The sequence below is a fragment of the Rathayibacter sp. AY2B9 genome, from assembly GCF_002931595.1.
Lineage (GTDB): Bacteria > Actinomycetota > Actinomycetes > Actinomycetales > Microbacteriaceae > Rathayibacter.
Genome location: NZ_PSUB01000002.1, coordinates 225,565 through 246,979 on the forward strand (window position 1 = coordinate 225,565; position 21,415 = coordinate 246,979).

Sequence of the window (21,415 nt, forward strand, 5' to 3'; positions counted from 1 at the left end):
GCACTTGAACTATATAACGACCCGGTAACGACGCAACCCTCTCTTTCCTGAATCCTCCCTGAGCCGCCCCGCCGCGCCCGTCGCCGCGCCCGCCCGCGCTCCGCACGACTCTCTCCTGACCCAGGACGCCCCGTCTGCTGCCTCCGACGTCCGCACCGAACCGCAGCCCATCCCTGACCGTTGACGGACACGACGAGCACCCCCTGCCCTCGTCCCCCGCCGACGCGGCCCGGCCCCGTCGTCCTGCCACGCGAGGCGCGACCCGCCCCGCCACGGCTTCGACCACGCAGCGGGCCGTCGAGCAGCCCTCCACGTCTGAGGAGCGGTCGCGCACATCCGTCGAGGTCGAGAGGACGTTCCGCCCTCGAGGCGAACGCGGGAAACGCGTGTCAGCGTTTCCCGCTAACCGGTCGCGACCCGCTCTCCGAATCGCGACCACCGGTGAAGCCGACCGCGGTGAGGAGAGCGCAATCGCTCTCCTCACGGTTCAGAACAGATCCGGCGACGGCGTCGACGCGTAGCGGATGGCGACGTCGGCGTGGCGGTCGAAGCGGTAGCCGACTCCGCGGACGGTGCGCACGATCTCCTCGTAGCGGCCGAGCTTGGCGCGGAGGCGGCGGACGTGGACGTCGATGGTGCGCTCGTTCGGCGCGTCGTCGTCCGCGGCGCCCCAGAGCGAGGCGATGAGCTCGGCGCGCTCGATGGTGCGGCCCTCGCGGAGCACGAGGTACTGGAGGAGCTCGAACTCCTTGTAGGTGAGGGGGGTGGTCTCGTCGTCGAGGACGACGCGCTTGCGGGAGATGTCGATGACGACGCCGCCGGGTGCGCGGTCGGGGTCGGGCTCGGCGTCGGAGCGGCGCTTGGCGACGGCGGCCGGGTCCTGCAGCGCGAGGCGGACCACGTCCACGTCGCGGCCGCCGGCGCCCTGCGGGGCGAGGGCGACGGAGGCGTAGGTCTCGGCGTCGGGGGCGAGCTGCGCCGTAACGCGCTTGAGCTCCTCGACCAGGCGGCCGAGGTCGACTCCGGCGGCGCGGGCCTTGGCCTCGTCGATGCCGACGTAGAGGGCGAAGCCGCGGGCCTCGGTGCCCTGGGGCACGGCGCGGAGACGGGGAGCTGCGGGCGCTCCGTCGGCGACCGGCTGGAGGCGGGGCGCCTCGGTGGTGGTGGCAGCGGTGACGGTGCGGGTGTGGAGGAGGGTCATGACGAGTCCTTGGCTGGTCGGATCCGGGACGAGTGTCCGAGGGAGCGGATCCGGGTGTGCGCGATCGAGCCGGCCCGCGGTGCGCGGTGGCGGCAGAGTCGGATGCGGGGCATCCAGGGGATCGTCCGCGCCTCGAACGCTCAGCCGATCGTGACGATCAGCGGGCGGAGGCGGTGCGGGGATCCGGCGAGGTCAGTTCCTCATGCACACATTCGACAGCACATGACGGGGCCACCGGCCATCATCATGCCGGCATTCCCGGTGGCCTCGAGGGAGGTCAGGGCGTGCAGGGTGTCAGTCATGTCCGTCAGTAAAGCGGAGGCCGGTGCGGTGCGTCAACACTTCCGTGGGGATGGACGGCGCGTCGCGGGTGGTTCCGGTGCTCGGGAGGAGGCGCGAGTCGTGACGGGGGATCGCGATGAGGCCGCTGCGCGGGCTGCTCGATCAGCAGGACGGGCGGTGCCGGACGGTCTCGCTGAGGGGGTGTCGAGACCCTCGCTGCGCCGGCCGACCGGCACGGCTCAGCGGGGCTCCCTGTTCCGGGGCCCGACGCGGGGCCCGCTCGTCCGGGGGCCGGTGGGCTCAGCCCGCGAGGCCGTAGAGGCGGTCGCCCGCGTCGCCGAGGCCGGGGACGATGTAGCCGAGCTCGTTGAGCCTCTCGTCGAGGGAGCCGAGGACGATGGTCACGTCGCGGTCGCCGAAGGCCTTCTCGACGGCGGCCAGGCCCTCGGGGGCGGCGAGCAGGCAGACGGCGGTGACGTCGACCGCTCCCCGGTCGAAGAGGAACTGGATGGCCGCGACGAGCGAGCCGCCGGTCGCGAGCATCGGGTCGAGGACGAAGCACTGGCGGTTCGACAGGTCGTCGGGCAGGCGCTCCGCGTACGTGGTCGGCTCGAGCGTCTCCTCGTTGCGCGCCATGCCCAGGAAGCCGACCTCGGCGGTCGGGATGAGCTTGACCATGCCCTCGAGCATCCCGAGGCCGGCCCGGAGGATCGGGACGACCAGCGGCTGCGGGTCGCTGAGCGCGAGGCCGGTGGTCTGCGTCACGGGGGTCTCGATGGTGACGGTGCGGGTGCGGACGCCGCGGGTGGCCTCGTAGGCGAGGAGCGTCATCAGCTCCTCGGCGAGCTGCCGGAAGGTGGGGGAGGGGGTGCGCTTGTCACGCAGCACGGTGAGCTTGTGGGTGATCAGCGGGTGGTCGGCTACGTGGACGCGCATAAGCTCAATCTACTGGCCGGAGCGGCGCCCCACCGGCCGCAGCGGGCCGCCGCAGGAGGGGGAGCGATGCGCGACAGCGATCTCCGCGTCCCCCGCCGCTCCGAGGAGTGGATGGGCCTGGCGCTCGACGAGGCGCGGCGGGCCGCGGGTTGGGGCGACGTCCCCGTGGGCGCGGTGGTCCTCGACTCGGAGGGTGCGGTGCTCGGGCTCGGGCGCAACGAGCGCGAGCTGCGGCGGGATCCGACGGCGCACGCCGAGGTGGTCGCGATCCGCGCGGCGGCCGAGGCCCGCGGCGACTGGCATCTCGAGGGCTGCACGCTGGTGGTCACGCTCGAGCCGTGCGTGCTCTGCGCCGGAGCGATCCTGGCGGCGCGGATCGACCGCGTCGTCTTCGGTGCGTGGGACGAGAAGGCGGGCGCCTCCGGATCCGTGCACGACCTCCTCCGCGACCGCCGGCACAACCACGTGGTCGAGGTGTACCCCGGGGTCCGCGCCGCGGAGTGCTCGCGGCTCCTGCTCGACTTCTTCGCCGACCGCCGCTGACGCCGACCGCCGCTGACGCCGAGCGCCGCTGACGCCGACCGCCGCTGACGCCGACCGCCGCAGAACCCCTCAGCTCGGAGCGCCCAGCCACTCCGTCAGCGCGAGCCGCGTCGCCGCGTGCATCCGCTCGAAGCGCTCCGCCGCGACGTCGTCGGCGAGCGCGGCGGCGTCGTAGCCCGCCGCTCCTGCCCACTCCCCGTCGCCCTCGAGCCACTGCGCGGCCATCGTGCCGGTCAGCTCGGGGTGGAACTGCACGCCGAGGAGCCAGTCCTCCACGGCGAACGCCTGCACCTCGCCGGTCGTCGACGACGCCAGCAGCGCCGCTCCGCTCGGCAGCGCGAAGGTGTCGCCGTGCCACTGCATCACGTCGACGCCGGCGAGGTGCCGGAGCGGGGAGCCGGCGCCCTCCTCCGTGAGCACGACCGGGCGGAAGCCGACCTCGCGGGCCGATCCGGGATGGACGGACTCGCCCAGGGCGGCCGCGATCAGCTGCGCTCCGAAGCAGACGCCGAGCGTGGGACGGCGGTGGTGCATCCGGTCCTGCAGGAGCGCGATCTCGGGGCTGATGAAGGGGTGCCGCGAGGTCTCGTAGACGCCGGCGCTGGAGCCCAGCGTGACGACGAGGTCGGGGGCGAGGATGTCGATCGCGTCGAGGTCCGTCCCTGCGACGGCGTCGACGGCGAACCCCCGCTCGGTCAGCATCGGCTCGAGCGCGCCGAGCCCGGCACCGCGCTCGTTGACGATCGCCAGGGCCCGGCGCATCTCAGGCGCTCCCGTGCGGCGCGGCCGGCGGGGAGGCGGCGGGCGGAGCGGAGGCGGCCGGAGCGACCGCAGCGGCCGTCCCTTCCGCCTCCGTCACGGCCGGACGGGCCGCCGCCGATCCCGCGCGTCCGCGGTCGACGTCGGGCTCGAGGTAGATCGTGGTGGCGGCCGGGACGGCCTCGCGGATCCGCTTCTCCGCGGCGTCGATCCCGGCGGCCACGTGCTCGAGGGTCTCGGCGGCCGGGAAGGCGAGCTTCGCGGCCACGAGGATCTCGTCCGGCCCGAGGTAGAGGGTGCGCATGTGGATGACGCGCTCGACGTCGCGCCCGGCCTCGAGCGCGGCGCGGATCGAGGCGGCGTCGGCGGGGGTCGCCCCCTCGCCGACCAGCAGGCTCTTCGTCTCGACGCCCAGCACGATCGCCACCACGATCAGCAGGGTGCCGATCATGATCGTTCCGATCGCGTCGTAGACCGAGTCGCCGGTGATCACGGTCAGCCCGACTCCGAGCAGCGCGAACGTCAGACCGGTGAGCGCGGCGACGTCCTCGAGGAGCACGACCGGCAGCTCCGGCGCCTTCGCCCGGCGGATGAACTGCAACCAGGACTGCGAGCCGCGGACCCGGTTCGACTCCTTCACTCCGGTGCGCAGCGAGTAGCCCTCGAGGCAGATCGAGATCACGAGGACCAGGATCGGCAGCCAGGCGTTCTCGAGCTCGTGCGGCTCGGCGATCTTCTCGATGCCCTCGTAGAGCGAGAAGACGCCGCCGACCGAGAACAGGATGATCGACACCACGAAGGCGTAGACGTAGCGCTCCCGTCCGTAGCCGAACGGGTGCTCCTCGTCGGCGGCCTTCCGCGACTTGCGGCCGCCGAGCAGCAGGAGCAGCTGATTGCCGGAGTCGGCGAGCGAGTGCACGCCCTCGGCGAGCATGGAGGCGGATCCGGAGAAGAACCAGGCGACGAACTTCGTCAGGGCGATGCCGAGGTTGGCCGCGAGCGCCGCGATGATCGCGGTGCCGCCTCCGGATGCGCTCACGTGGTCTCCTCGGGCTCGCCGCTGGATGGTCGGGCCATCCTACGAGGCGCCGGACCGCCCCTGGACCCCCTTGCCGCGGGCTCTTCGTAGGATGAGCGGCGTGACCGATGCGCCCGTCCTGCTCCCGTCCATCGCCGTCCTCGGCCTCGGCTCGATGGGGGGCGCGATCCTCCAGGGCCTGCTGGCTCCCGGCGTGCGCGTCGAGGGGGGCGTGCGGGTGACCAACCGCGACTCCGCGAAGGCCGCCGCGTGGGACGGCCACCCGGTGGTCACCGCCTTCGCCACCGCGGACGACCCGGAGGCCAACCGGCGTGCGGTCGAGGGCGCGGCGATCGTGCTCGTGGCCGTCAAGCCGCACATGGTGCCGGACCTGCTCGACGAGATCGCCGACGCGCTCGCCCCGGGCGCGGTCGTCGTCTCCGTCGCCGCCGGCGTGACCGCGGCCACGTTCGAGCGGCACCTGCCCGCGTCCGTCGCCGTGCTCCGCTCGATGCCGAACACTCCCGCGGTCGTGGGCCGCGCCGTCACCGGCCTCAGCGCGGGCACGCGGTCCGACGACGAGGACCTGGCGCTCGTGCGCCGCCTGTTCGAGACGGTCGGCGAGGTGGTCGAGGTGCCGGAGTCGCAGCTCGACGCGCTCTCGACGATCTCCGGCTCGGGGCCCGCCTACGTGTTCCTGCTGATCGAGGAGCTCATCGCGGCCGCTGTCGCGAAGGGCTTCACGCCGGAGCAGGCGTCGACGATGGTGGTCGGCACGTTCCGCGGCGCGGCCGAGCTGCTCGCCCACTCCGGCGAGGAGCCCGCGGAGCTGCGCCGGCGGGTCACGAGCCCGAAGGGCACCACCGAGCGGGCCGTCGCGGTCCTGCAGGAGGCCGACCTCGCCGCCCTCTTCACGCGGGCGACCGACGCCGCGCTGGCCCGCGCCCGCGAGCTCGCCGCCTCCTGACTCCGCCCTCCTCTCCGCGAGACGCCGCTCGGGTACGCGACACCCCGGAGCGGGCGTACCGGAGCGGCATCCCGCAGAGGAGGAGGAGGGAGAGGGCGCCGGTCAGGAGCCGAGGGCCGCGAAGCGCTCGATGTCACTGGGGGTGCCGCTGACCACGATGAGGTCGTGGTTCGAGACCACGGTCTGCTCGGTCGCGTAGGTGAAGGGCTTGCCCGGGCTCTTGACGCCGACGACGGTCACGCGGTGCTTGCGGCGCACGCCCGACTCCGTGAGCGTCAGCCCCCGGATCGGCTTGGGCGGGTACATCTTCGCGAGCACGAAGTCGTCGTCGAACTCGATGAAGTCGAGCATGCGGCCCGAGACCAGGTGCGCGACGCGCTCGCCCGCCTCCGCCTCGGGGTAGATCACGTGGTTCGCGCCGATCCGCTCGAGGATCTTGCCGTGCGAGCGCGAGATCGCCTTCGCCCAGATCTGCGGGATCTTGAGGTCGACGAGGTTCGCGGTGATCAGCACGGACGCCTCGATGGAGGAGCCGACCGCGACGACGGCGACCTGGAAGTCCTGCGCGCCGATCTGCGCGAGGGCGTCGAGCGAGCGGGCGTCGGCCTGCACCGCGTGGGTGACCCGCTCCGACCACTTCTGCACGAGACCGGCGTCGGCGTCGATGGCGAGGACCTCGCGGTCGAGGCGGTCGAGCTGGCCGGCCGTGGCGGCTCCGAAGCGCCCGAGGCCGATCACCAGCACCGGGGCGTCGTACCTGATGCGGTCAACCAACGATGGGCCTCTCTTCCGGTCGTCTGAACAACTGCCTCCGCTGGCTCGCGGCGAGCGCGGCGGCGAGAGTCACGGTACCAACGCGGCCCATGAACATCGTCAGCGCGAGGATGTAGACCCCGGACGGCGGCAGCTCCGCGGTGAGCCCCGTCGAGAGCCCGGAGGTCGCGAAGGCCGAGATCACGTCGAAGAGCACGTGGTCGAGCGAGGCCTTGGTGATGTGCAGGATCAGGACGGACGACACGGCGACCGTCGTCGCGCCCCACAGCACGACCGAGACGGCCAGGCGCAGGACGTCGTTCGGGATCCGGCGGCCGAAGGCCTCCATGTCGTTGTTGCCGCGGGCCTCGGCGAAGGCGGCCAGGAACAGGATCGCAAGGGTCGTGACCTTGATCCCGCCGGCCGTGGAGGCCGATCCTCCGCCGATGAACATCAGCATGTCCGTCACGAGCAGGCTCGAGCCGTTGAGGTCGGGGACCGAGATCGTCGAGAAGCCGCCCGACCGCGTCATCGTCGAGAGGAAGAAGGACTGGAAGACGGTGTCTCCCGCATCGAGGCTGCCGAAGGTCCTCGGATTGTCGAACTCGAGCACGATGTAGAGGACGGCCCCGGCGACGAGCAGGATCACGGAGGTGACCAGCGTCAGCTTCACGTGCACCGACCACTTGCGCGGGCGCCGCCAGCCGCGGGAGAAGGCGTAGATGACGGGGAAGCCGATCGAGCCGAGGAAGACGCCGAGCATCAGGATGCCGAGGAACCAGTAGTCGTCCTCGAACGGGGTGAGTCCCGCGGCGTTCGGGGCGAAGCCGGTGTTCGTGAACGCCATCGCGGAGTAGTAGAAGGAGTGCCAGACGGCCTCGCCGATCGGGATCCCGTCGATCAGCATCCGCGGGAACAGCAGCAGCGCGACGATGATCTCGATCGCGGCGGCGCTGATCGCGACGGTGGCGAGCAGTCCGCCGATCTCGCCCAGGCGCACGGCCTGGCCCTCGGCGACGGGGCCGGAGTGGATCCGCAGCGGATTCGAGTCGCTGGCGACCATGAGCTTCGCCCGGAGCCCGAGGCGGCGCGAGATCGCCAGGCCCATGATCGAGGCGAGCGTCAGCACTCCCAGAGCGCCGATGTTCACGCCGACGAAGATGATCGAGTGGCCGAACGCCGACCAGTGCGTCGCCATGTCGACCGTCGCGAGGCCGGTCACGCAGATCACCGACATCGCGGTGAAGAAGGCGTCGTGCAGCGGAGTGACGGTGCCCGTGGTGCTCGACACCGGCAGCGAGAACAGCAGGGTGAAGACGAGCACGAGCGCCGAGAAGATGAGGATCGCGAAGCGGGACGGCGAGCGTCCGGCGAAGTCGTCGATGAGGTCGCGGGCCCGCTCGAACCCCGACCAGGGGGAGACGGGCGAGACGCCCACGGGGCTGCGGAACTGCTGCCGAACCACCACGGCGGATCCTCCACTCGATCGCGGCCATGCTACCCGCTCGGTGCCGGGCCCCCGGGGCGCTGACTAGCCTGGGCGCATGGCTGACATCTTCGGGGTGATCGCGGACGGGACCCGCCGGGACATCCTCGCCCTGCTGCTCGAGCAGCGGCGGGACGGCTCGGCCGAGGGCATGAGCGTGTCGCGGATCGTGGCGCGCCTCGAGCTGAGCCAGCCGACCGTCTCCAAGCACCTCAAGGTGCTGCGCGAGACCGGCCTCGTCACGGTGCGCGAGAGCGGACAGCACCGCTTCTACGCGCTCGAGTACGCGCCGCTGGCGGAGGTCGAGGACTGGCTGCTGCCCTTCCTCGCCGAGGACGAGGCGGCCGGCGCCCTGCTCGACGCTCCGACCGCGGCCCGGGCGGAGTCGCTGGGTCGGGCGCTCGCCGAGCGCACCCACCAGGTCAGCACCGTGGTGCAGGACATCCAGCGGGGCGTCAGCGAAGGAGCGACGAAGGTGGCGGAGGCGCTACGCATCCGCAAGTGAGGGGCGCCGAGGAGCCGGAACCGGTGGAGCCCCGGGTCGTGTAAGCTCGCGGGAGCCAGTTTTTCGTAAGCGGCCGCCCGTCGGGCGGTCGACCCCCTGAACGTTGTGAGGTCTTCGTGGGTTCTGTCATCAAGAAGCGTCGCAAGCGTATGGCGAAGAAGAAGCACCGCAAGCTGCTTCGCAAGACTCGCCACCAGCGTCGCAACAAGAAGTAGGCTCGCGCCTCTTCCCACTCGAGCGTCCGCCCTTCCGGGGTCGGGCGCTCGTCTGCGTTCACGGATGATCCCGGCGGCGCTCGCCGTCTCGGCGCCCGTCGCCGGGGCCGCCGTACACTGACCGCATGGTGGACGTGGAGCTGACGCTCGTGGGCAAGCCGGGCTGTCATCTTTGCGATGACGCGCGGACCGTGGTCGAGCAGGTGGTCGCCGACCTGGGCGCCGAGGCGTCGGTCGCCGTCTCGGAGGTGTCGATCCTCGACGATCCCGAGTTGCACGAGCGCTTCGTCGAGGAGATCCCGGTGGTGCTGATCGACGGGCGCGTGCACACCTTCTGGCGGGTCGATCCCGTGCGTCTCCGGCGGGCCCTCCTCGATCGCGGGTGAGCCTCGACCGGGCCGTCCGGACGGAAGCACGACCGCGACGTCCCTCTGACGGGGGACAGGACGGCTCGCGATAGCTCGCCTCTCGCCCTTACCCTCGTGAGGGGGGAGTGCGCTCCTCCGTGCGCGGACGCAGATCGTCGCCCGTGGAGGAAGGAACCGCCATGCCGTCATCCCGCCGACTCGCCCTGCCCGCCGCCGCTCTCGCGGCGCTCGTGCTCGGCCTGGCCCTCCCCGGAGCGGCCGTCGCGGCCCCCTCCGCCTCGACGGTCTCGACCACGGTCGAGCAGCCGGCCGCGACGACCATCCCCGGCGTGCCGGAGGATCCCGAGCAGCCGGGCGACGGCGGCTCCGACCCCGTTCCCGGCGTCCCCGAGGAGCCGTCCGTTCCCGGAGTGCCCGAGGAGCCGGCAGAACCCGAGCAGCCCGCTCCCGTCGACCCCGCGCCCGTGGACCCCGCGCCGGTCGATCCGGCACCGGTCGACCCCGCGCCCCAGCAGCCGAGCCAGCCCTCCACCGGCGGTGGATCCACCGGCGGCGGCTCGACCGGCGGCGGCTCGACCGGCGGCGGCTCGACCGGCGGCGGCCAGCAGGGCGGCTCCGGCGGCGGCCAGCCCTCCACCGGCGGCGGATCGTCCTCCGGCGGCTCCGGCTCCGGCTCCGGCGGCGGATCCACCGGCGGAGGGACGTCCGGCGGCACCTCCGGCGGCGGCACCACCTCCGGCACCACCACGTCCGGCACCGCCGGCTCCTCCGGTGCGGGCGCCGTCACTCCGGCGGCGTCGGCCCCCGGACGCACCGAGCTCGGCACCTCGACCGAGGGCGCGAAGCCGGCGGCCGGTGCCGCGACCGCGGACGTCTTCCTCACCCGCGAGCTCGCCGTCCAGCCGGAGGCGCTCACCGTCGAGCTCGCCCGGTTCTACGGCGTCGGCTTCTCGTACACCGGCTTCGCCAGCGGCGAGGCCGTCTCCGCGGTCCTCCGCGACCCGAACGGCACCAAGACCCCGCTGACCCTCGAGGCGGGGAGCGGCACCGCGACCGTGCCGACCGCGCTGATCACCAAGTCGGGCGCCTTCACGGTCGACCTCACGGGCGACCAGGGCTCCGCCGCCAAGGTCGTCTTCCGGCTCGCGCCCTCCACCGGCAACGGCCTCCTGCTCGAGCCGCGCGAGCTCGGCGACGGCAGCACCGAGGCGCCCCGCGGCGCCGTCTGGGGCTTCGACGCCGACGAGGAGGTCGCCGTGGGCGCCTTCGAGACCTCCGGAGCCCGCGCCGACCTGGCCGCCGGCGACGTCGCCGTGCAGTCCGACTCCATCGGCTGGGCCGAGCTGGCGCTGGGCGACGCGGTCGTCGCCGACCCCGACCCCTCCGTCTACTGCGTCGTCGCCTTCGGTCGCGAGTCGCACCGCACGGCAGCCGTGACCGTCTCCTACCGTGACAGCGACACCACGGCCGCACCGTGGGAGGCGCAGCAGGTCTGCGGCACCGCGATCAGCGCCGCGCGCACCGCCTTCCTCAGCACGGCCGCCTCGGCGGGACCGGCCGGCATCACGCCGACCACCGCGCTGATGATCGGCGGCGGTGCGGTCGCCGCGTCGCTCGTCGCCTGCGCGGCCGTCCTGGTCGTGATGCGCCGCCGGCGCATGAACACGGACCTCTTCATCGGCGGACCGCTGCCGCGCACGCAGAGCGACTGACGCGTCCCGAGGACGAGGGAAGGCCCGCGGGACGCGATCCCGCGGGCCTTCCCTCGTCCTCTCCCGGCGCTCAGCCGGCCGCGGTGAAGCGGAGGAGGATCGTCCGCGCCTCCGGCCGCAGCTGGAAGTCGGGCCACACGTCCGGACCGCACGCGCGGGAGCCCAGGCCGTGCTGGGCGGCGTCGATCACGAGGACCGCGCGCTCCGACTCCGGCAGCTCGTGCGGGTGCGCGGCGGCCGTGATCTCCTGCGGCGTGTGCCGCGCCAGGGTGAAGCCGGGAAGGCGCCCGTGCAGGTCGCGCGCGGCTTCGATGCGGAGCCGGGGCGAGCCCGCCTCCGTCAGCGTCAGCTCGCGCACGCTGCTGCGGTGACCGCTCTCCTGCGGGCGGGCGTACGGAGTCGTCAGCCGGTCCATCTCCGCCGTGAAGCGCCCCACCCGCGCGGCCCGGAGGCTGTCGGGGTAGGACTCGAGCGGGCCGGTGCCGAACCACTCCGCGCCGTCGATCGACGCGGGCATGTCGATCCGGATGCCCAGCCGCGGCCAGACGGAGTCCCAGCCCCGGGTCGGCACGAGGTCGACGCGGAGGACCGTGCTCTCCCCGTCGACGCTCCAGCGCTCCTCCATCAGGAGTCCCGCATCGAGATCCGCGGCCGAGAAGCGGGTCACGCGGCGGAGCCCGGCGGAGGCGTCCACCTCCTGCACGCGGCCGACCAGGCGGTCGAGTCCGGCCTCGCGCCAGCGGGCGGCGGAGGAGGGGGCCGGCAGCCCGCGGCCGTCGCCGTCGTACGGGTCGCCGGTGACGTAGCCGGGGAAGCCCGCGCCCTCGTCGTTGTCGGTCGGGGCGCGCCAGAGCTCGGCGCGCGGTCCGTCGACGGGCAGGCCGGCGAGGAAGGCGAGCCGGCCGTCGCGGAACCGCGCGACTCCGAGCGCGCCGCCCTCGAGGGGCGGAGCCGAGCGGACGGCGCGGGTCCACGCGGGCACCGCCGACGGCGCGGCGAGGAGGTGCTGACCGGTGGAGAGCACGTGGCCCTCCTCCGCCCAGGCGGTCGGGGCGTCGAGGACCGCGTCGACGGTGAGCCAGGTCTCGCCGCCGGGGCGCACCTCGAGCGGGGGGAGCTCCACGTGCACGGCGTCGCCGGCCGCGACCACCGGGGCGTCGAGCACTCCCTCTGCGGTGACCCGCCCGTCCCGCTCGACCCGCCACGCGAAGCGCAGATCGGCGGTGGAGGCGTCGTGCCGGCGGTTCTCGATGACGACGCCGTCGCCGCGGACCGTGAGGCGCACCGGAGCGACGATCTGCTTCCACTCGAACAGGCCCGGGCTGGGCGTGCCGTCGGAGAGCACCATGCCGTCCATCACGAAGTTGCCGTCGTGCACCACCTCGCCGAAGTCGCCGCCGTACGCGTAGTACTCGACGCCCTCCGGCGTGCGCGCCCGCAGGCCGTGGTCGCGCCACTCCCAGACGAAGCCGCCGTGCAGCCGCGGGAAGCGGTCGACGAGGTCCTCGTACTGGTCGATCGCTCCCGGGCCGTTGCCCATCGCGTGCACGTACTCGCAGAGCAGGAAGGGCTTGGAGCGCTGCCGAGCGGACTCGCCGGGGGAGCAGCCGAGCAGCGGAGTGAGCGAGCCGTCGGTGCCGATCCGCTCGGTCTCGGGGATCGAGGAGTACATCCGCGAGTACACGTCGGTGTACCCGCCGGTGTAGTCGCCCTCGTAGTGGACGGGGCGCTCGGGGTCGCGGCCGTGCACCCAGGCGGACATCGCGGCGAGGTTCGCGCCGGTGCCCGCCTCGTTGCCGAGGGACCAGAGCACGATGCTCGGGTGGTTCTTGTCGCGCTCGACGGTCCGCTCGATGCGGTCGAGGTAGGCCTCGCGCCAGGCGGGGTCGTCGCTGGGGTTGCCCGCCCAGCCGACCCGCTCGAAGCCGTGGGTCTCGAGATCGCACTCGAGGACCACCCAGAAGCCGAGCTCGTCGGCGAGATCGAGCAGACGGGGATGCGGCGGGTAGTGGCTGGTGCGGATGGCGTTCACGTTGAAGCGCTTCATCATCGCGAGGTCCTCGCGGGCGGAGTCCTCGTCGAACGCTCGACCGCGGTCGGGGTGCGTCTCGTGGCGGTTGACACCGTGGAAGACGACGCGCTCGCCGTTGACCAGGAAGCGGTCGCCGCGGATCTCGACCGTGCGGAAGCCGAGCCGCAGCGAGACCGTCTCACCGGCGGAGGCGAGCGTCGCGTCGTAGAGGCGCGGAGCCTCCGCCGACCACGGGTCGACCTCGGGGACCTCGATCGCGGCGATCTCCTCCGCCGAGGCCCAGACCGTCTCGATCCCGAGCCCGGGCACGCGCAGCGTCAGCGGGAACGCGTCGGCCGCGGCGGTCACCTCCGCCTCGATCCGGCCCGCGCCGCCGGCGAAGGAGGAGCGCAGCCACACGTCCTCGATCCCGCCGACGGGGCGCGCGAGCAGGTGCACCGAGCGGAAGATCCCCGGCAGCCACCACTGGTCCTGGTCCTCCACGTAGCTCGAGGCCGACCACTGGTGCACGCGGACCACGACGAGGTTCTCGCCCGGGCGGACGACGCCGGTGACGTCGAACTCCTGCGCGAGCCGGCTGCCGGAGCCGATGCCGATCTCGACGCCGTTGACCCAGACGCGGTAGCGCGACTCGACCCCGTCGAAGCGCAGGACGACCGCCTCGGCGGAGTCCCACTCCTCCGGGACCACGACGGTGCGGCGGTAGTCGCCCGTCGGGTTCGCGTCCGGAACGAACGGCGGCTCGGTCGGGAACGGGAACTGCACGTTCGTGTAGGCCGGCAGTCCGTAGTGCCCGTCGCCCTGCAGCACCCAGTGCGAGGGCACCGGCATCAGGTCCCAGCCGGAGTCGTCGAACGACTCGTCCCCGACGGCGTCCACGCCCTCGCACTCCGGCAGCACGCCGGCGCCGCCCGGGGTCCCCGGAGCGGCGGGGAGCAGGCGGAAGCGCCACTCCCCGTCCAGCGGGAGCGCCGGGGCGTCGGTGTGCAGCCACGAGCGGGGGGCCCGGCGGCGGCCGGAGCCCGGTCCGGTGTCCGTCAGGTAGTGGGAGGTCGTCGGGGGAGTCGTCACTTCACGGAGCCTTCCGTCAGGCCGCCGCGCCAGAAGCGCTGCAGCACGATCATGGCGATGGCGAGCGGGATGATCGACAGCAGGACGCCGCCGGTCGTCAGCTCGTAGAACTCGGGCAGGCGGTCGACCTGTCCGAGCCAGTTGTTCAGTCCCAGTGTGATCGGGAACAGGTTCGTGTCCGAGAGCATCACCAGGGGCAGGAAGTAGTTGTTCCAGATCCCGACCAGCTGGAAGAGGAACACGGTGACCAGCGCGGGAGTCAGGATGCGCAGCCCGAGCGTGTGGAAGATCCGCAGCTCCCCGGCGCCGTCGATGCGCGCCGCCTCGATGATCGCGGTGTCCACGGTCGCCTGAGCGTAGATCCGGCAGAGGAACAGCCCGAACGGCGAGACGAGCGAGGGGATCAGCACGCTCCAGTAGGTGTTCGCGATGCCCATCTGGCTGAAGAGCAGGAACAGCGGCAGAGCGGTCGCGGTGCCCGGCACCAGGACGCCCGCGAGGATCGTCCCGAACACGAGCCTGCTGCCGCGGAACTCGTACTTGGCCAGCGCGTAGCCGCCCGCCGCGGCGAGGTAGGTCGCGAGCAGGGCGCCCACTCCGGCGTAGAGGACGGAGTTGAGGAACCAGCGGACGAAGATGCCGTCGCCGTAGGTCAGCACCTGCGTCAGGTTGTCCCAGAGCGCGAACGTCGGGGCGAACCAGAAGCCGTAGGTGGCGAAGAGGTCCTCGGTCGTCTTGGTCGCCGCGACGACGACCCAGTAGACGGGGATGAGGAAGTAGACCGCCACGACGACGAGGATCGCGGTGACGATGATGGTCGAGGCGCGGTTGCGGCCGGCCGAGCGGTCGGGCCCGCGTCCGGCCTTCACGGGGCGGTCGGCGGTGACGACTCCGGTGGTCGTGGTCGGCGGGGTCTCGGTGCGGCTCATGACGACCTCCTGTTCGAGATCGAGAGGAACGTGAAGGAGAGCAGGAACGCGACCAGCGCGATCAGGACGGCCTGGGCGGCGGCGACGTTGTAGTCGTTGTAGGCGAAGGCCGTGGTGTACGCGCTGAGGTTCGGCGTGTACTGGCTGTCGATCGCCGGAGCGACCGTCTTCAGCACCTGCGCCTCGGCGAACAGCTGGAGCGTTCCGATGATCGAGAAGATCGTCGTCAGCACCAGCGCGGGGCGGATGAGCGGCAGCTGGATGCTGCGGGCGACGCGCCAGGTGGAGGCGCCGTCGACCTTCGCCGCCTCGTAGAGCTCGACCGGGATCGCCTTGAGCTGGGCGACGATGATCAGCATGTTGTAGCCGGTGTAGCTCCAGAGCGAGATGTTCGCGATCGACCAGAGGACCGTGTCCGCACCGAGGAAGTCGGGCTGGAGCCCGACCACGTTCGCCGCGTCGATGAGCGGGCTGAGGCCGGGCACGTAGAGGAACGACCACAGGATCGTCGCGATCACTCCGGGCACTCCGTAAGGGAGGAAGTAGGCCGCCCGGAAGAAGCCGGGGAACTTCGCCGACGCCGACTCGAGCATCAGCGCGAGGACGGTGCAGAGGGCGATCATCACCGGCACCTGGACGATGCCGAAGAGGAACATCCGCCCGATGGAGGCGATGAAGTTGCCGTCGGCGAGGGCCTGCGCGTAGTTGTCGAAGCCCGCGAACCCGCTGGTGACCCCGGCCTCGCCGAAGAGGCCGGAGCGCGTCACCTTCGTGAAGCTGGAGCCGACGGCGACGACGATCGGGACGATGAACGTGAGGACGAACAGGGCCAGGAAGGGTCCGAGGAGGATCCACGGGGCGCGGGCGACCGCGCGGCTGCGCCGGGGCGCGCCCGGCGTCCGCGTGGTGGCCGCGACCGCGGCGGCGGCGGGGGAGGTCGTGGTGGTCATGCGGAGGCCCTCCTAATGCTCAGGCCCTTGTTCTCGAAGACCGTGATGATCTGCTGCTCCGCCTCGGCGACCGCGTCCACGAGCGAGAGCCCCGACGCCTTCTTCCGGAAGCCGTCGCTGAGGATGTTGAAGGACTGCTGCGTGACGGGCCACCAGGACCAGTCCGGGTTCTGCTCCTTCGATGCGGGCACGAGGACGTCCTCGTTGTAGTTCTGCCCGCTGAAGAAGTCGCTCGGACCCTTGCGGGCCGTGCCGATCTCGCCGACCGCGGGAGACCAGCCGATGCCGCTGTTGGCGATCATCGCGTCGATGCCCTCCTGCGTGGTGGTCATCCAGACGGCGAACTCGATCGCCTCCTCCGGGTGCTTGCTGCTCGAGAACACCGCCGCAGTCGATCCGCCGAGGAAGCTCGAGCCGAAGCCGGTGTCGCCCCAGACGGGCATGGGCGCAGCGCGCCACTTGCCCGAGCCTCCGCTGACCCCCTCGATCAGGGCGTCGCCCCAGCTGCCGGTGGCGCAGGAGGCGATCCCGCCCTTCGCCGCGGCCGCGAACCACGCGGGGGAGTACGCGCCGTAACCGGTCTGCACCAGGTCCTGGTCGATGGCCGTGTCGAAGAAGGAGGCGACGCGCGTCGTGGCGTCGTCGGTCATGTCGATGACCCAGCCGTCCTCCTCCGGGCGCAGCCACTGCGCGCCGGCCTGCGTCGCGAACGCGGCGAAGACCGAGGCGTCGGCGAGCGGGAAGCAGTCGATGTAGGAGCCGGCTCCGCGCAGCTCCGTCGCCACCGCGGCCCAGTCGTCCCAGGTCGTCGGCGGCTCCGCACCCACCTTCCCGAACACCTCGGGCTGGTAGAAGAGCGCCATCGGGCCGCTGTCCTGAGGGATGCCGTAGACGCCGCCCGTGTAGCTGACCTGGCCCCAGAGCGTGGGGTCGTACAGGTCGCGGTACTGCTCGACGCCGTACCGGGTGAGGTCGACCAGGCCGTTGACGAGCATGAACTCGGGGACGGAGCGGATCTCGACCTGGCCGAGGTCCGGCCCGCCGCCCGCGGCGAGGGCCGAGTAGAGCTTCTGGTACCCGCCCGCGTTGCCGCCGGGGATCCAGACGGCCTCGACCTGGATCTCGGGGTGCGAGGCGTTCCAGACGTCGCAGACCTTCTGCAGGTCCTTCAGCCAGCCCCAGTACTGCAGGCGGACCGGGCCGGTGGCCGGGGCGATCGTCGGCGCCGTGTTGACCGAGACGGTGCCCGGTGTCGCGCAGGCCGTCAGGCTCCCGAGTGCCGCGGTGCCGAGACCGGCGGCGATGAGCTGTCTCCGGGTGAACGGATGCATCTTCCCTCACTTCGTCGTGGTGGAGAGCCGGGGAGTCTCACCCGGCGATGATCGGGACGCTACCACGAATTCGAGTAGGTACTCGAAATTGGCGGCACTGCTCCTCCGCCGCCGCTACGCTGGCCGTTCGAGGGGCACGGCGAGGCGCCTCCAGTGCTGAGGAGGGGTCGATGGCGGAGGCGACGAGGCGACGCGGCCCGTACGCGAAGTCGGCCGAGCGCCGGCGAGCCATCATCGAGGCCGCGCACCAGGTCTTCGCCGCGCGGGGCTACGCCCGCGGCTCCCTCCAGGAGGTCGCCGACCGCGTCGGGCTCAGCCAGACGAGCCTCCTGCACTACTTCCCGTCGAAGACCGACCTGCTCTTCGCGGTCCTCGAGCACCGCGACCTGATCACGGGCGACGGTTCCTCGCCGCCGGACCCGGAGGAGGGGCTGGTCGCCGGCATCCTGCGGCAGACCCGCTACAACGAGACGGCGCCCGGAGTGATCGAGCTGTACGCCGTGCTCTGCGGCGAGTCGACGACGCAGGAGCACCCGGGGCGCGACTTCTTCGCCGCGCGGTTCCGCCGGCTCCGCAGCGAGTACACGGCCGAGCTGCGCGAGCTCCAGGCCGCCGGGCGCCTCCGCGAGGGGTCCGATCCGGAGCGGGTGGCGGCGTCGATCATCGCGCTCTGGGACGGCGTGCAGCTGCAGTGGCTGCTCGAGCGCGACGCGGTGGACATGGTGGCGTGCCTGGCCGACTACCTCGATCTCGTGGTGCTGCCGGCTCCCTAGCCGCTGGCGCGAGGGAACCCCGGCCCGTCGAGGGGACCCGCCGTCCGCGGCGGTCTCGACGGCTCGGGGCTCCCTCGACCGTGGTGCGCGCCTAGGGCAGCAGGCGGGTCGGGCCGCGGAACAGGTAGGTGACCTCGCGGAGGTTCGCCTGGTTCAGCATCAGCATGATCACGCGCGAGAGGCCCATGCCGAAGCCGCCGTGCGGCGGGACGCCGTAGCGGAAGAAGTCGAGGTAGAACTCGAGCTCCTCCGGGTCCAGGCCCTTCTCGCGGGCCTGCTCGACGAGGACGTCGACGCGGTGCTCGCGCTGCGCTCCGGTCGAGATCTCGACGCCGTTGTAGATGAGGTCGTAGCTGTTGGTGATCGTCCCGTCGCCCTCGCGGCGCATGTGGTAGAACGGCCGGATGCTCGACGCGTAGTCGGTGAGGAACACGAAGTCGTGCCCGAACTCCTCCTGCACGTAGGCCGCGATGCGGCGCTCGCCCTCGGGGTCCATGTCGTCGTCGGCGCGGGGCACCTCGTAGCCGCGCTCGGCGACGATGCGCTTGGCCTCGGCGAGCGGGATGCGCGGGAACGGCGTGGTCGGGACGGTCAGGTCGATGTCGAAGAGCGCCTTGACCTCGGCGCCGTGCTTCTCGACGACGGCGGTGAGGCCGGCGACCATCAGCTGCTCGTGCAGCTCCATGACGTCCTCGTGCGAGTCGATCCAGGAGACCTCGGCGTCGACGCTCGTGAACTCGGTCGCGTGACGCGAGGTGAAGCTGGGGTCGGCGCGGAAGGCGGGGCCGACCTCGAAGACCTTGCCGAAGCCGGCGGGCTGCGCCATCTGCTTGAAGAACTGGGGGCTCTGCGCCAGGTAGGCCTTCGTCTCGAAGTACTCGACCTCGAAGAGCTCGGCCCGCGACTCCGAGGCGCTCGCCATGAGCTTCGGGGTGTGGATCTCGATGAAGTCGTGCTCGATCCAGTACGTGCGCAGCGCGTGCTCGAACGTGGTCTGCACACGGGCGATGAGGTTCTGCTCGGGACGGCGCAGGTCGAGGAAGCGCCAGTCCATGCGCTTGTCGATGCCGGAGTCGGGCGCGATCGGCGCCTCCGGGATCGACGCGGCGACGACCTCGAGCGTCTCGAGCTTGACCTCGATGCCGCCGAGCTTCACGCGCTCGTCGTGCTTGAGCGCGCCGGTGACGGTGATGAAGGAGCCCTGGGCGAGGCCGGAGATCTCCTCGGTGATCACGAGGCGCGCAGCCGACGCGTCGTCGCCCTCGACGGCTTCGCGCACGGCCGGGTTCACCAGCTGCACGGCACCGGACTCGTCGCGCAGGACGACGAACTGCACCTTCTTCTGGTCGCGCACGGTCTCGACCCAGCCGGACACGCGGACGGGTCCGTCCTCGAGCGCGGCGAGCTTCTTGACAGTGGTTCGGGGGAGGCGGGTCTCGTCGGTCACGGTAGGGGAGTCTACTCGGGGGCCGCCGGGCGGCGACGGGTAGCGTCGGAGCATGAGCACCGCACTGATCACCGGCGCGTCCTCCGGCATCGGCCTCGCCTTCGCCCGGGCGTTCGCGCGCCGCGGCTGGAGCCTCGTCCTCGTCGCCCGCAGCGAGCAGCGCCTCCAGGAGGCGGCGGCCGGACTGCACGGCCTCGGCGCCGCGGCGGTCGAGGTCCTGCCCGCGGACCTCGGCGATCGCGAGCAGGTCGAGCGCGTGCGCGCGCGGCTCGTCGATCCGGCCCGACCGGTCCGCGTCCTCGTCAACAACGCCGGCTTCGGGATCGACGGGACCTTCGCCGAGCCGGACGTCGCCGCCCAGGACCACGCCTTCGAGGTGATGGTGCGCTCGGTCGCCGTGCTCTCGGGTGCGGCGGCGGAGGCGATGACCACCCGCGGCCGCGGCGCGATCCTCACGGTGTCGAGCGTCGCGGGCTTCGTGCACCTCGGCCCCTACTCCGCGGTGAAGGCGTGGGCGACCGCCTTCGCGCAGTCGCTGGCCGTCGAGCTGCGCGGCACCGGCGTCCGCTCGGCTGCGCTCTGCCCGGGCTGGGTGCGCACTGAGTTCCACGAGCGGGCGGCGATGGACACCTCCTCCATCCCCTCCTTCCTCTGGCTCGATGCGGACGCGGTGGTGGAGGAGTTCCTCCGGGACGTCGCGCGCGGCTCCGTCGTCTCGGTGCCGTCGGTGCGCTTCGGGGTCCCGATGGCCGTGGTGCGGCATCTGCCCGGACCGCTCGTGCGGCGGCTGTCGGCGGCGGTCTCGGCGCGCCGCTGAGGCTCCGCTCAGGTCCGGCTCAGGCGACCCTTTTCCCGGCGTTCCCCCACGCCGCGTTCCGTACACTTGACGCTCGTGGTTGCCGATCAGATCCATCTCGTGCGGCACGGCGAGGTGTTCAACCCCGACCGGGTCCTCTACGGGCGACTCCCGAACTTCCGGCTCTCGGATCTGGGCCACCGCATGGCCCGCTCCGCCGCCGACGACCTGCTCGAGCGCCGGCGCCACGTCACGGCGCTGATCGCCTCGCCGCTCCAGCGCACGCAGGAGTCCGCGCAGCCGATCTCGCAGGCGTTCGAGCTCGAGATCCGCACCGATGAGCGGGTGATCGAGCCGAGCAACCGCTTCGAGGGGAAGTCCCTCGCCGCGCGCAGCTCCGCCCTGCGGAACCCCAAGCACTGGCCCTGGCTCCGCAACCCCTTCGAGCCCAGCTGGGGCGAGCCGTACCTCTCCATCTCCGCGCGGATGTACGCGGCGATCGAGTCGGCGTGGGAGAGCACGGAGGAGGGCGACGCCGCGATCGTCAGCCACCAGCTCCCCATCTGGACGGTCCACCGCGCCCTCGCCGGCGAGCGCCTCTTCCACGATCCGCGCAAGCGCCGCTGCGCGCTCTCGAGCATCACGACCCTCGAGCGGCGCGGGGACGGCTTCGTCGAGGTCGGCTACTCCGACCCGGCCGCCGGCCTGCAGGGCCTGGCCACCGACGTGGGAGCGGTCTGATGCGCCGGACGGGGCGGCTCCGCGCAGCGGGCGTCCTCGCGCTGGCCGCCGCGCTCGCGCTGACGGGCTGCTCCGAGGATCCGCTCGCCGACCAGTACCGCAACGGCAGCAACAAGGGCTACATCTCGGGGGACGGCACCGTCACCGAGATCGCCGCCGCCGACCGGGACGACCCCATCGTCTTCTCCGGCACCGACGAGACCGGCGCCACCATCGACTCCGCCGACCTCGCCGGGCAGGTCGTCGTCGTCAACTTCTGGTACGCCAGCTGCGCCCCGTGCCGCGCCGAGGCCGCTGACCTCGAGACGGTGAACACGGAGTTCGCCGACAAGGGCGTGTCGTTCGTCGGCGTCAACGTGCGCGATCAGGCCCCCACCGCGGCCGCCTTCGCCGAGACCTTCGGGCTCGGCTACCCCTCCATCGTCGACACCGACTCGTCGGTGCAGCTCGCCTTCACCGGCACCGTCCCGCCGAACGCCGTGCCCACGACGCTCGTCCTCGACAGGGAGGGGCGCGTCGCGTCGCGCATCCTCGGCCAGCTCCAGGAGGCGTCGATCCTCTCGACCCTCGTGGGCGACACGCTCGCCGAGGGGGAGTAGC

Annotated in this window: 21 protein-coding genes; 10 read left to right on the forward strand and 11 right to left on the reverse strand. The window is 72.3% G+C overall.

What is annotated here, in order from left to right; genetic code table 11:
* Positions 1-487: 487 nt before the first annotated feature.
* Both C5C25_RS03725 and upp read right to left on the reverse strand, forming a co-directional pair.
* Positions 488-1,201 carry a winged helix-turn-helix domain-containing protein gene (locus C5C25_RS03725; protein ID WP_104249767.1) on the reverse strand — a complete coding sequence of 238 codons (714 nt, stop codon included), beginning with the start codon at positions 1,199-1,201 and terminating at the stop codon, positions 488-490.
* Between the two features lie 582 nt (positions 1,202-1,783).
* Positions 1,784-2,419 carry a uracil phosphoribosyltransferase gene (upp, locus tag C5C25_RS03730; protein ID WP_104239094.1) on the reverse strand — a complete coding sequence of 212 codons (636 nt, stop codon included), beginning with the start codon at positions 2,417-2,419 and terminating at the stop codon, positions 1,784-1,786.
* A 66-nt stretch (positions 2,420-2,485) separates the two neighbouring features.
* Between upp and C5C25_RS03735 the strand changes: the two genes are divergently transcribed.
* Positions 2,486-2,962 carry a nucleoside deaminase gene (locus C5C25_RS03735; RefSeq protein ID WP_219812140.1) on the forward strand — a complete coding sequence of 159 codons (477 nt, stop codon included), beginning with the start codon at positions 2,486-2,488 and terminating at the stop codon, positions 2,960-2,962.
* Positions 2,963-3,031: 69 nt separating this feature from the next.
* Here the strand turns inward: C5C25_RS03735 and C5C25_RS03740 are convergent, their stop codons facing one another.
* A complete protein-coding gene (locus C5C25_RS03740; RefSeq protein WP_104249768.1) occupies positions 3,032-3,724 on the reverse strand; it encodes a gamma-glutamyl-gamma-aminobutyrate hydrolase family protein in 693 nt (230 codons plus the stop codon).
* 1 nt (position 3,725) lies between these two features.
* Positions 3,726-4,760: a cation diffusion facilitator family transporter gene (locus C5C25_RS03745; protein WP_104249769.1), complete on the reverse strand. Its 1,035-nt coding sequence runs from the start codon at positions 4,758-4,760 to the stop codon at positions 3,726-3,728.
* Between the two features lie 91 nt (positions 4,761-4,851).
* On the opposite strand from C5C25_RS03745, the gene proC reads away from it, so the two are divergent.
* Positions 4,852-5,706 (forward strand): pyrroline-5-carboxylate reductase, encoded by an 855-nt coding sequence (gene proC / locus C5C25_RS03750; RefSeq protein ID WP_104249770.1) that lies wholly within the window; start codon positions 4,852-4,854, stop codon positions 5,704-5,706.
* Between the two features lie 102 nt (positions 5,707-5,808).
* On the opposite strand, the gene C5C25_RS03755 is transcribed toward proC, so the two are convergent.
* Positions 5,809-6,480, reverse strand: coding sequence for a TrkA family potassium uptake protein (locus tag C5C25_RS03755; protein ID WP_068255410.1), 672 nt, complete (start codon positions 6,478-6,480; stop codon positions 5,809-5,811).
* A complete protein-coding gene (locus C5C25_RS03760) occupies positions 6,473-7,843 on the reverse strand; it encodes a TrkH family potassium uptake protein (RefSeq protein WP_244229642.1) in 1,371 nt (456 codons plus the stop codon). The genes C5C25_RS03755 and C5C25_RS03760 overlap by 8 nt, the downstream gene beginning before the upstream one ends.
* A gap of 160 nt (positions 7,844-8,003) precedes the next feature.
* Between C5C25_RS03760 and C5C25_RS03765 the strand changes: the two genes are divergently transcribed.
* The 4 genes from C5C25_RS03765 to C5C25_RS03780 all read left to right on the forward strand — a co-directional run bounded on the left by C5C25_RS03765 (position 8,004) and on the right by C5C25_RS03780 (position 10,745).
* Positions 8,004-8,450 carry a helix-turn-helix transcriptional regulator gene (locus C5C25_RS03765; protein ID WP_104224854.1) on the forward strand — a complete coding sequence of 149 codons (447 nt, stop codon included), beginning with the start codon at positions 8,004-8,006 and terminating at the stop codon, positions 8,448-8,450.
* A 116-nt stretch (positions 8,451-8,566) separates the two neighbouring features.
* Positions 8,567-8,665, forward strand: coding sequence for a 30S ribosomal protein bS22 (locus C5C25_RS03770; protein ID WP_003792170.1), 99 nt, complete (start codon positions 8,567-8,569; stop codon positions 8,663-8,665).
* 125 nt (positions 8,666-8,790) lie between these two features.
* The gene (locus C5C25_RS03775) at positions 8,791-9,051 is read left to right on the forward strand and encodes a glutaredoxin family protein (RefSeq protein ID WP_104233428.1); all 261 of its coding nucleotides are present in this window, start codon (positions 8,791-8,793) and stop codon (positions 9,049-9,051) included.
* 161 nt (positions 9,052-9,212) lie between these two features.
* On the forward strand, positions 9,213-10,745 hold the full coding sequence (locus C5C25_RS03780) for a hypothetical protein (RefSeq protein WP_104249771.1): 1,533 nt from the start codon (positions 9,213-9,215) through the stop codon (positions 10,743-10,745).
* 70 nt (positions 10,746-10,815) lie between these two features.
* On the opposite strand, the gene C5C25_RS03785 is transcribed toward C5C25_RS03780, so the two are convergent.
* Genes C5C25_RS03785 through C5C25_RS03800 form a run of 4 tightly spaced genes read right to left on the reverse strand, consistent with a single transcriptional unit; the run spans position 10,816 to position 17,058 of the window.
* Positions 10,816-13,848 carry a glycoside hydrolase family 2 TIM barrel-domain containing protein gene (locus C5C25_RS03785; RefSeq protein WP_219814374.1) on the reverse strand — a complete coding sequence of 1,011 codons (3,033 nt, stop codon included), beginning with the start codon at positions 13,846-13,848 and terminating at the stop codon, positions 10,816-10,818.
* Positions 13,845-14,777, reverse strand: coding sequence for a carbohydrate ABC transporter permease (locus tag C5C25_RS03790; protein ID WP_104225919.1), 933 nt, complete (start codon positions 14,775-14,777; stop codon positions 13,845-13,847). The genes C5C25_RS03785 and C5C25_RS03790 overlap by 4 nt, the downstream gene beginning before the upstream one ends.
* The gene (locus tag C5C25_RS03795) at positions 14,774-15,727 is read right to left on the reverse strand and encodes a carbohydrate ABC transporter permease (protein ID WP_104225918.1); all 954 of its coding nucleotides are present in this window, start codon (positions 15,725-15,727) and stop codon (positions 14,774-14,776) included. Before C5C25_RS03795 ends, C5C25_RS03790 begins: the two co-directional genes overlap by 4 nt.
* Complete coding sequence (locus C5C25_RS03800) at positions 15,724-17,058, reverse strand: ABC transporter substrate-binding protein (protein WP_104225917.1); 1,335 nt, start codon at positions 17,056-17,058, stop codon at positions 15,724-15,726. The genes C5C25_RS03795 and C5C25_RS03800 overlap by 4 nt, the downstream gene beginning before the upstream one ends.
* Before the next feature lie 170 nt (positions 17,059-17,228).
* On the opposite strand from C5C25_RS03800, the gene C5C25_RS03805 reads away from it, so the two are divergent.
* Positions 17,229-17,831: a TetR/AcrR family transcriptional regulator gene (locus C5C25_RS03805; RefSeq protein WP_244230513.1), complete on the forward strand. Its 603-nt coding sequence runs from the start codon at positions 17,229-17,231 to the stop codon at positions 17,829-17,831.
* A 91-nt stretch (positions 17,832-17,922) separates the two neighbouring features.
* On the opposite strand, the gene aspS is transcribed toward C5C25_RS03805, so the two are convergent.
* A complete protein-coding gene (gene aspS, locus C5C25_RS03810; RefSeq protein ID WP_258069330.1) occupies positions 17,923-19,278 on the reverse strand; it encodes an aspartate--tRNA(Asn) ligase in 1,356 nt (451 codons plus the stop codon).
* A gap of 52 nt (positions 19,279-19,330) precedes the next feature.
* Here aspS and C5C25_RS03815 point away from each other — a divergent pair, with 52 nt between their 5' ends.
* From C5C25_RS03815 to C5C25_RS03825, 3 genes are all read left to right on the forward strand, one after another.
* Positions 19,331-20,095, forward strand: coding sequence for an SDR family oxidoreductase (locus tag C5C25_RS03815; protein ID WP_104249772.1), 765 nt, complete (start codon positions 19,331-19,333; stop codon positions 20,093-20,095).
* Between the two features lie 75 nt (positions 20,096-20,170).
* The gene (locus tag C5C25_RS03820) at positions 20,171-20,815 is read left to right on the forward strand and encodes a histidine phosphatase family protein (RefSeq protein WP_104224864.1); all 645 of its coding nucleotides are present in this window, start codon (positions 20,171-20,173) and stop codon (positions 20,813-20,815) included.
* Positions 20,815-21,414, forward strand: coding sequence for a TlpA disulfide reductase family protein (locus C5C25_RS03825; protein WP_104249773.1), 600 nt, complete (start codon positions 20,815-20,817; stop codon positions 21,412-21,414). The genes C5C25_RS03820 and C5C25_RS03825 overlap by 1 nt, the downstream gene beginning before the upstream one ends.
* Position 21,415 lies beyond the last annotated feature (1 nt).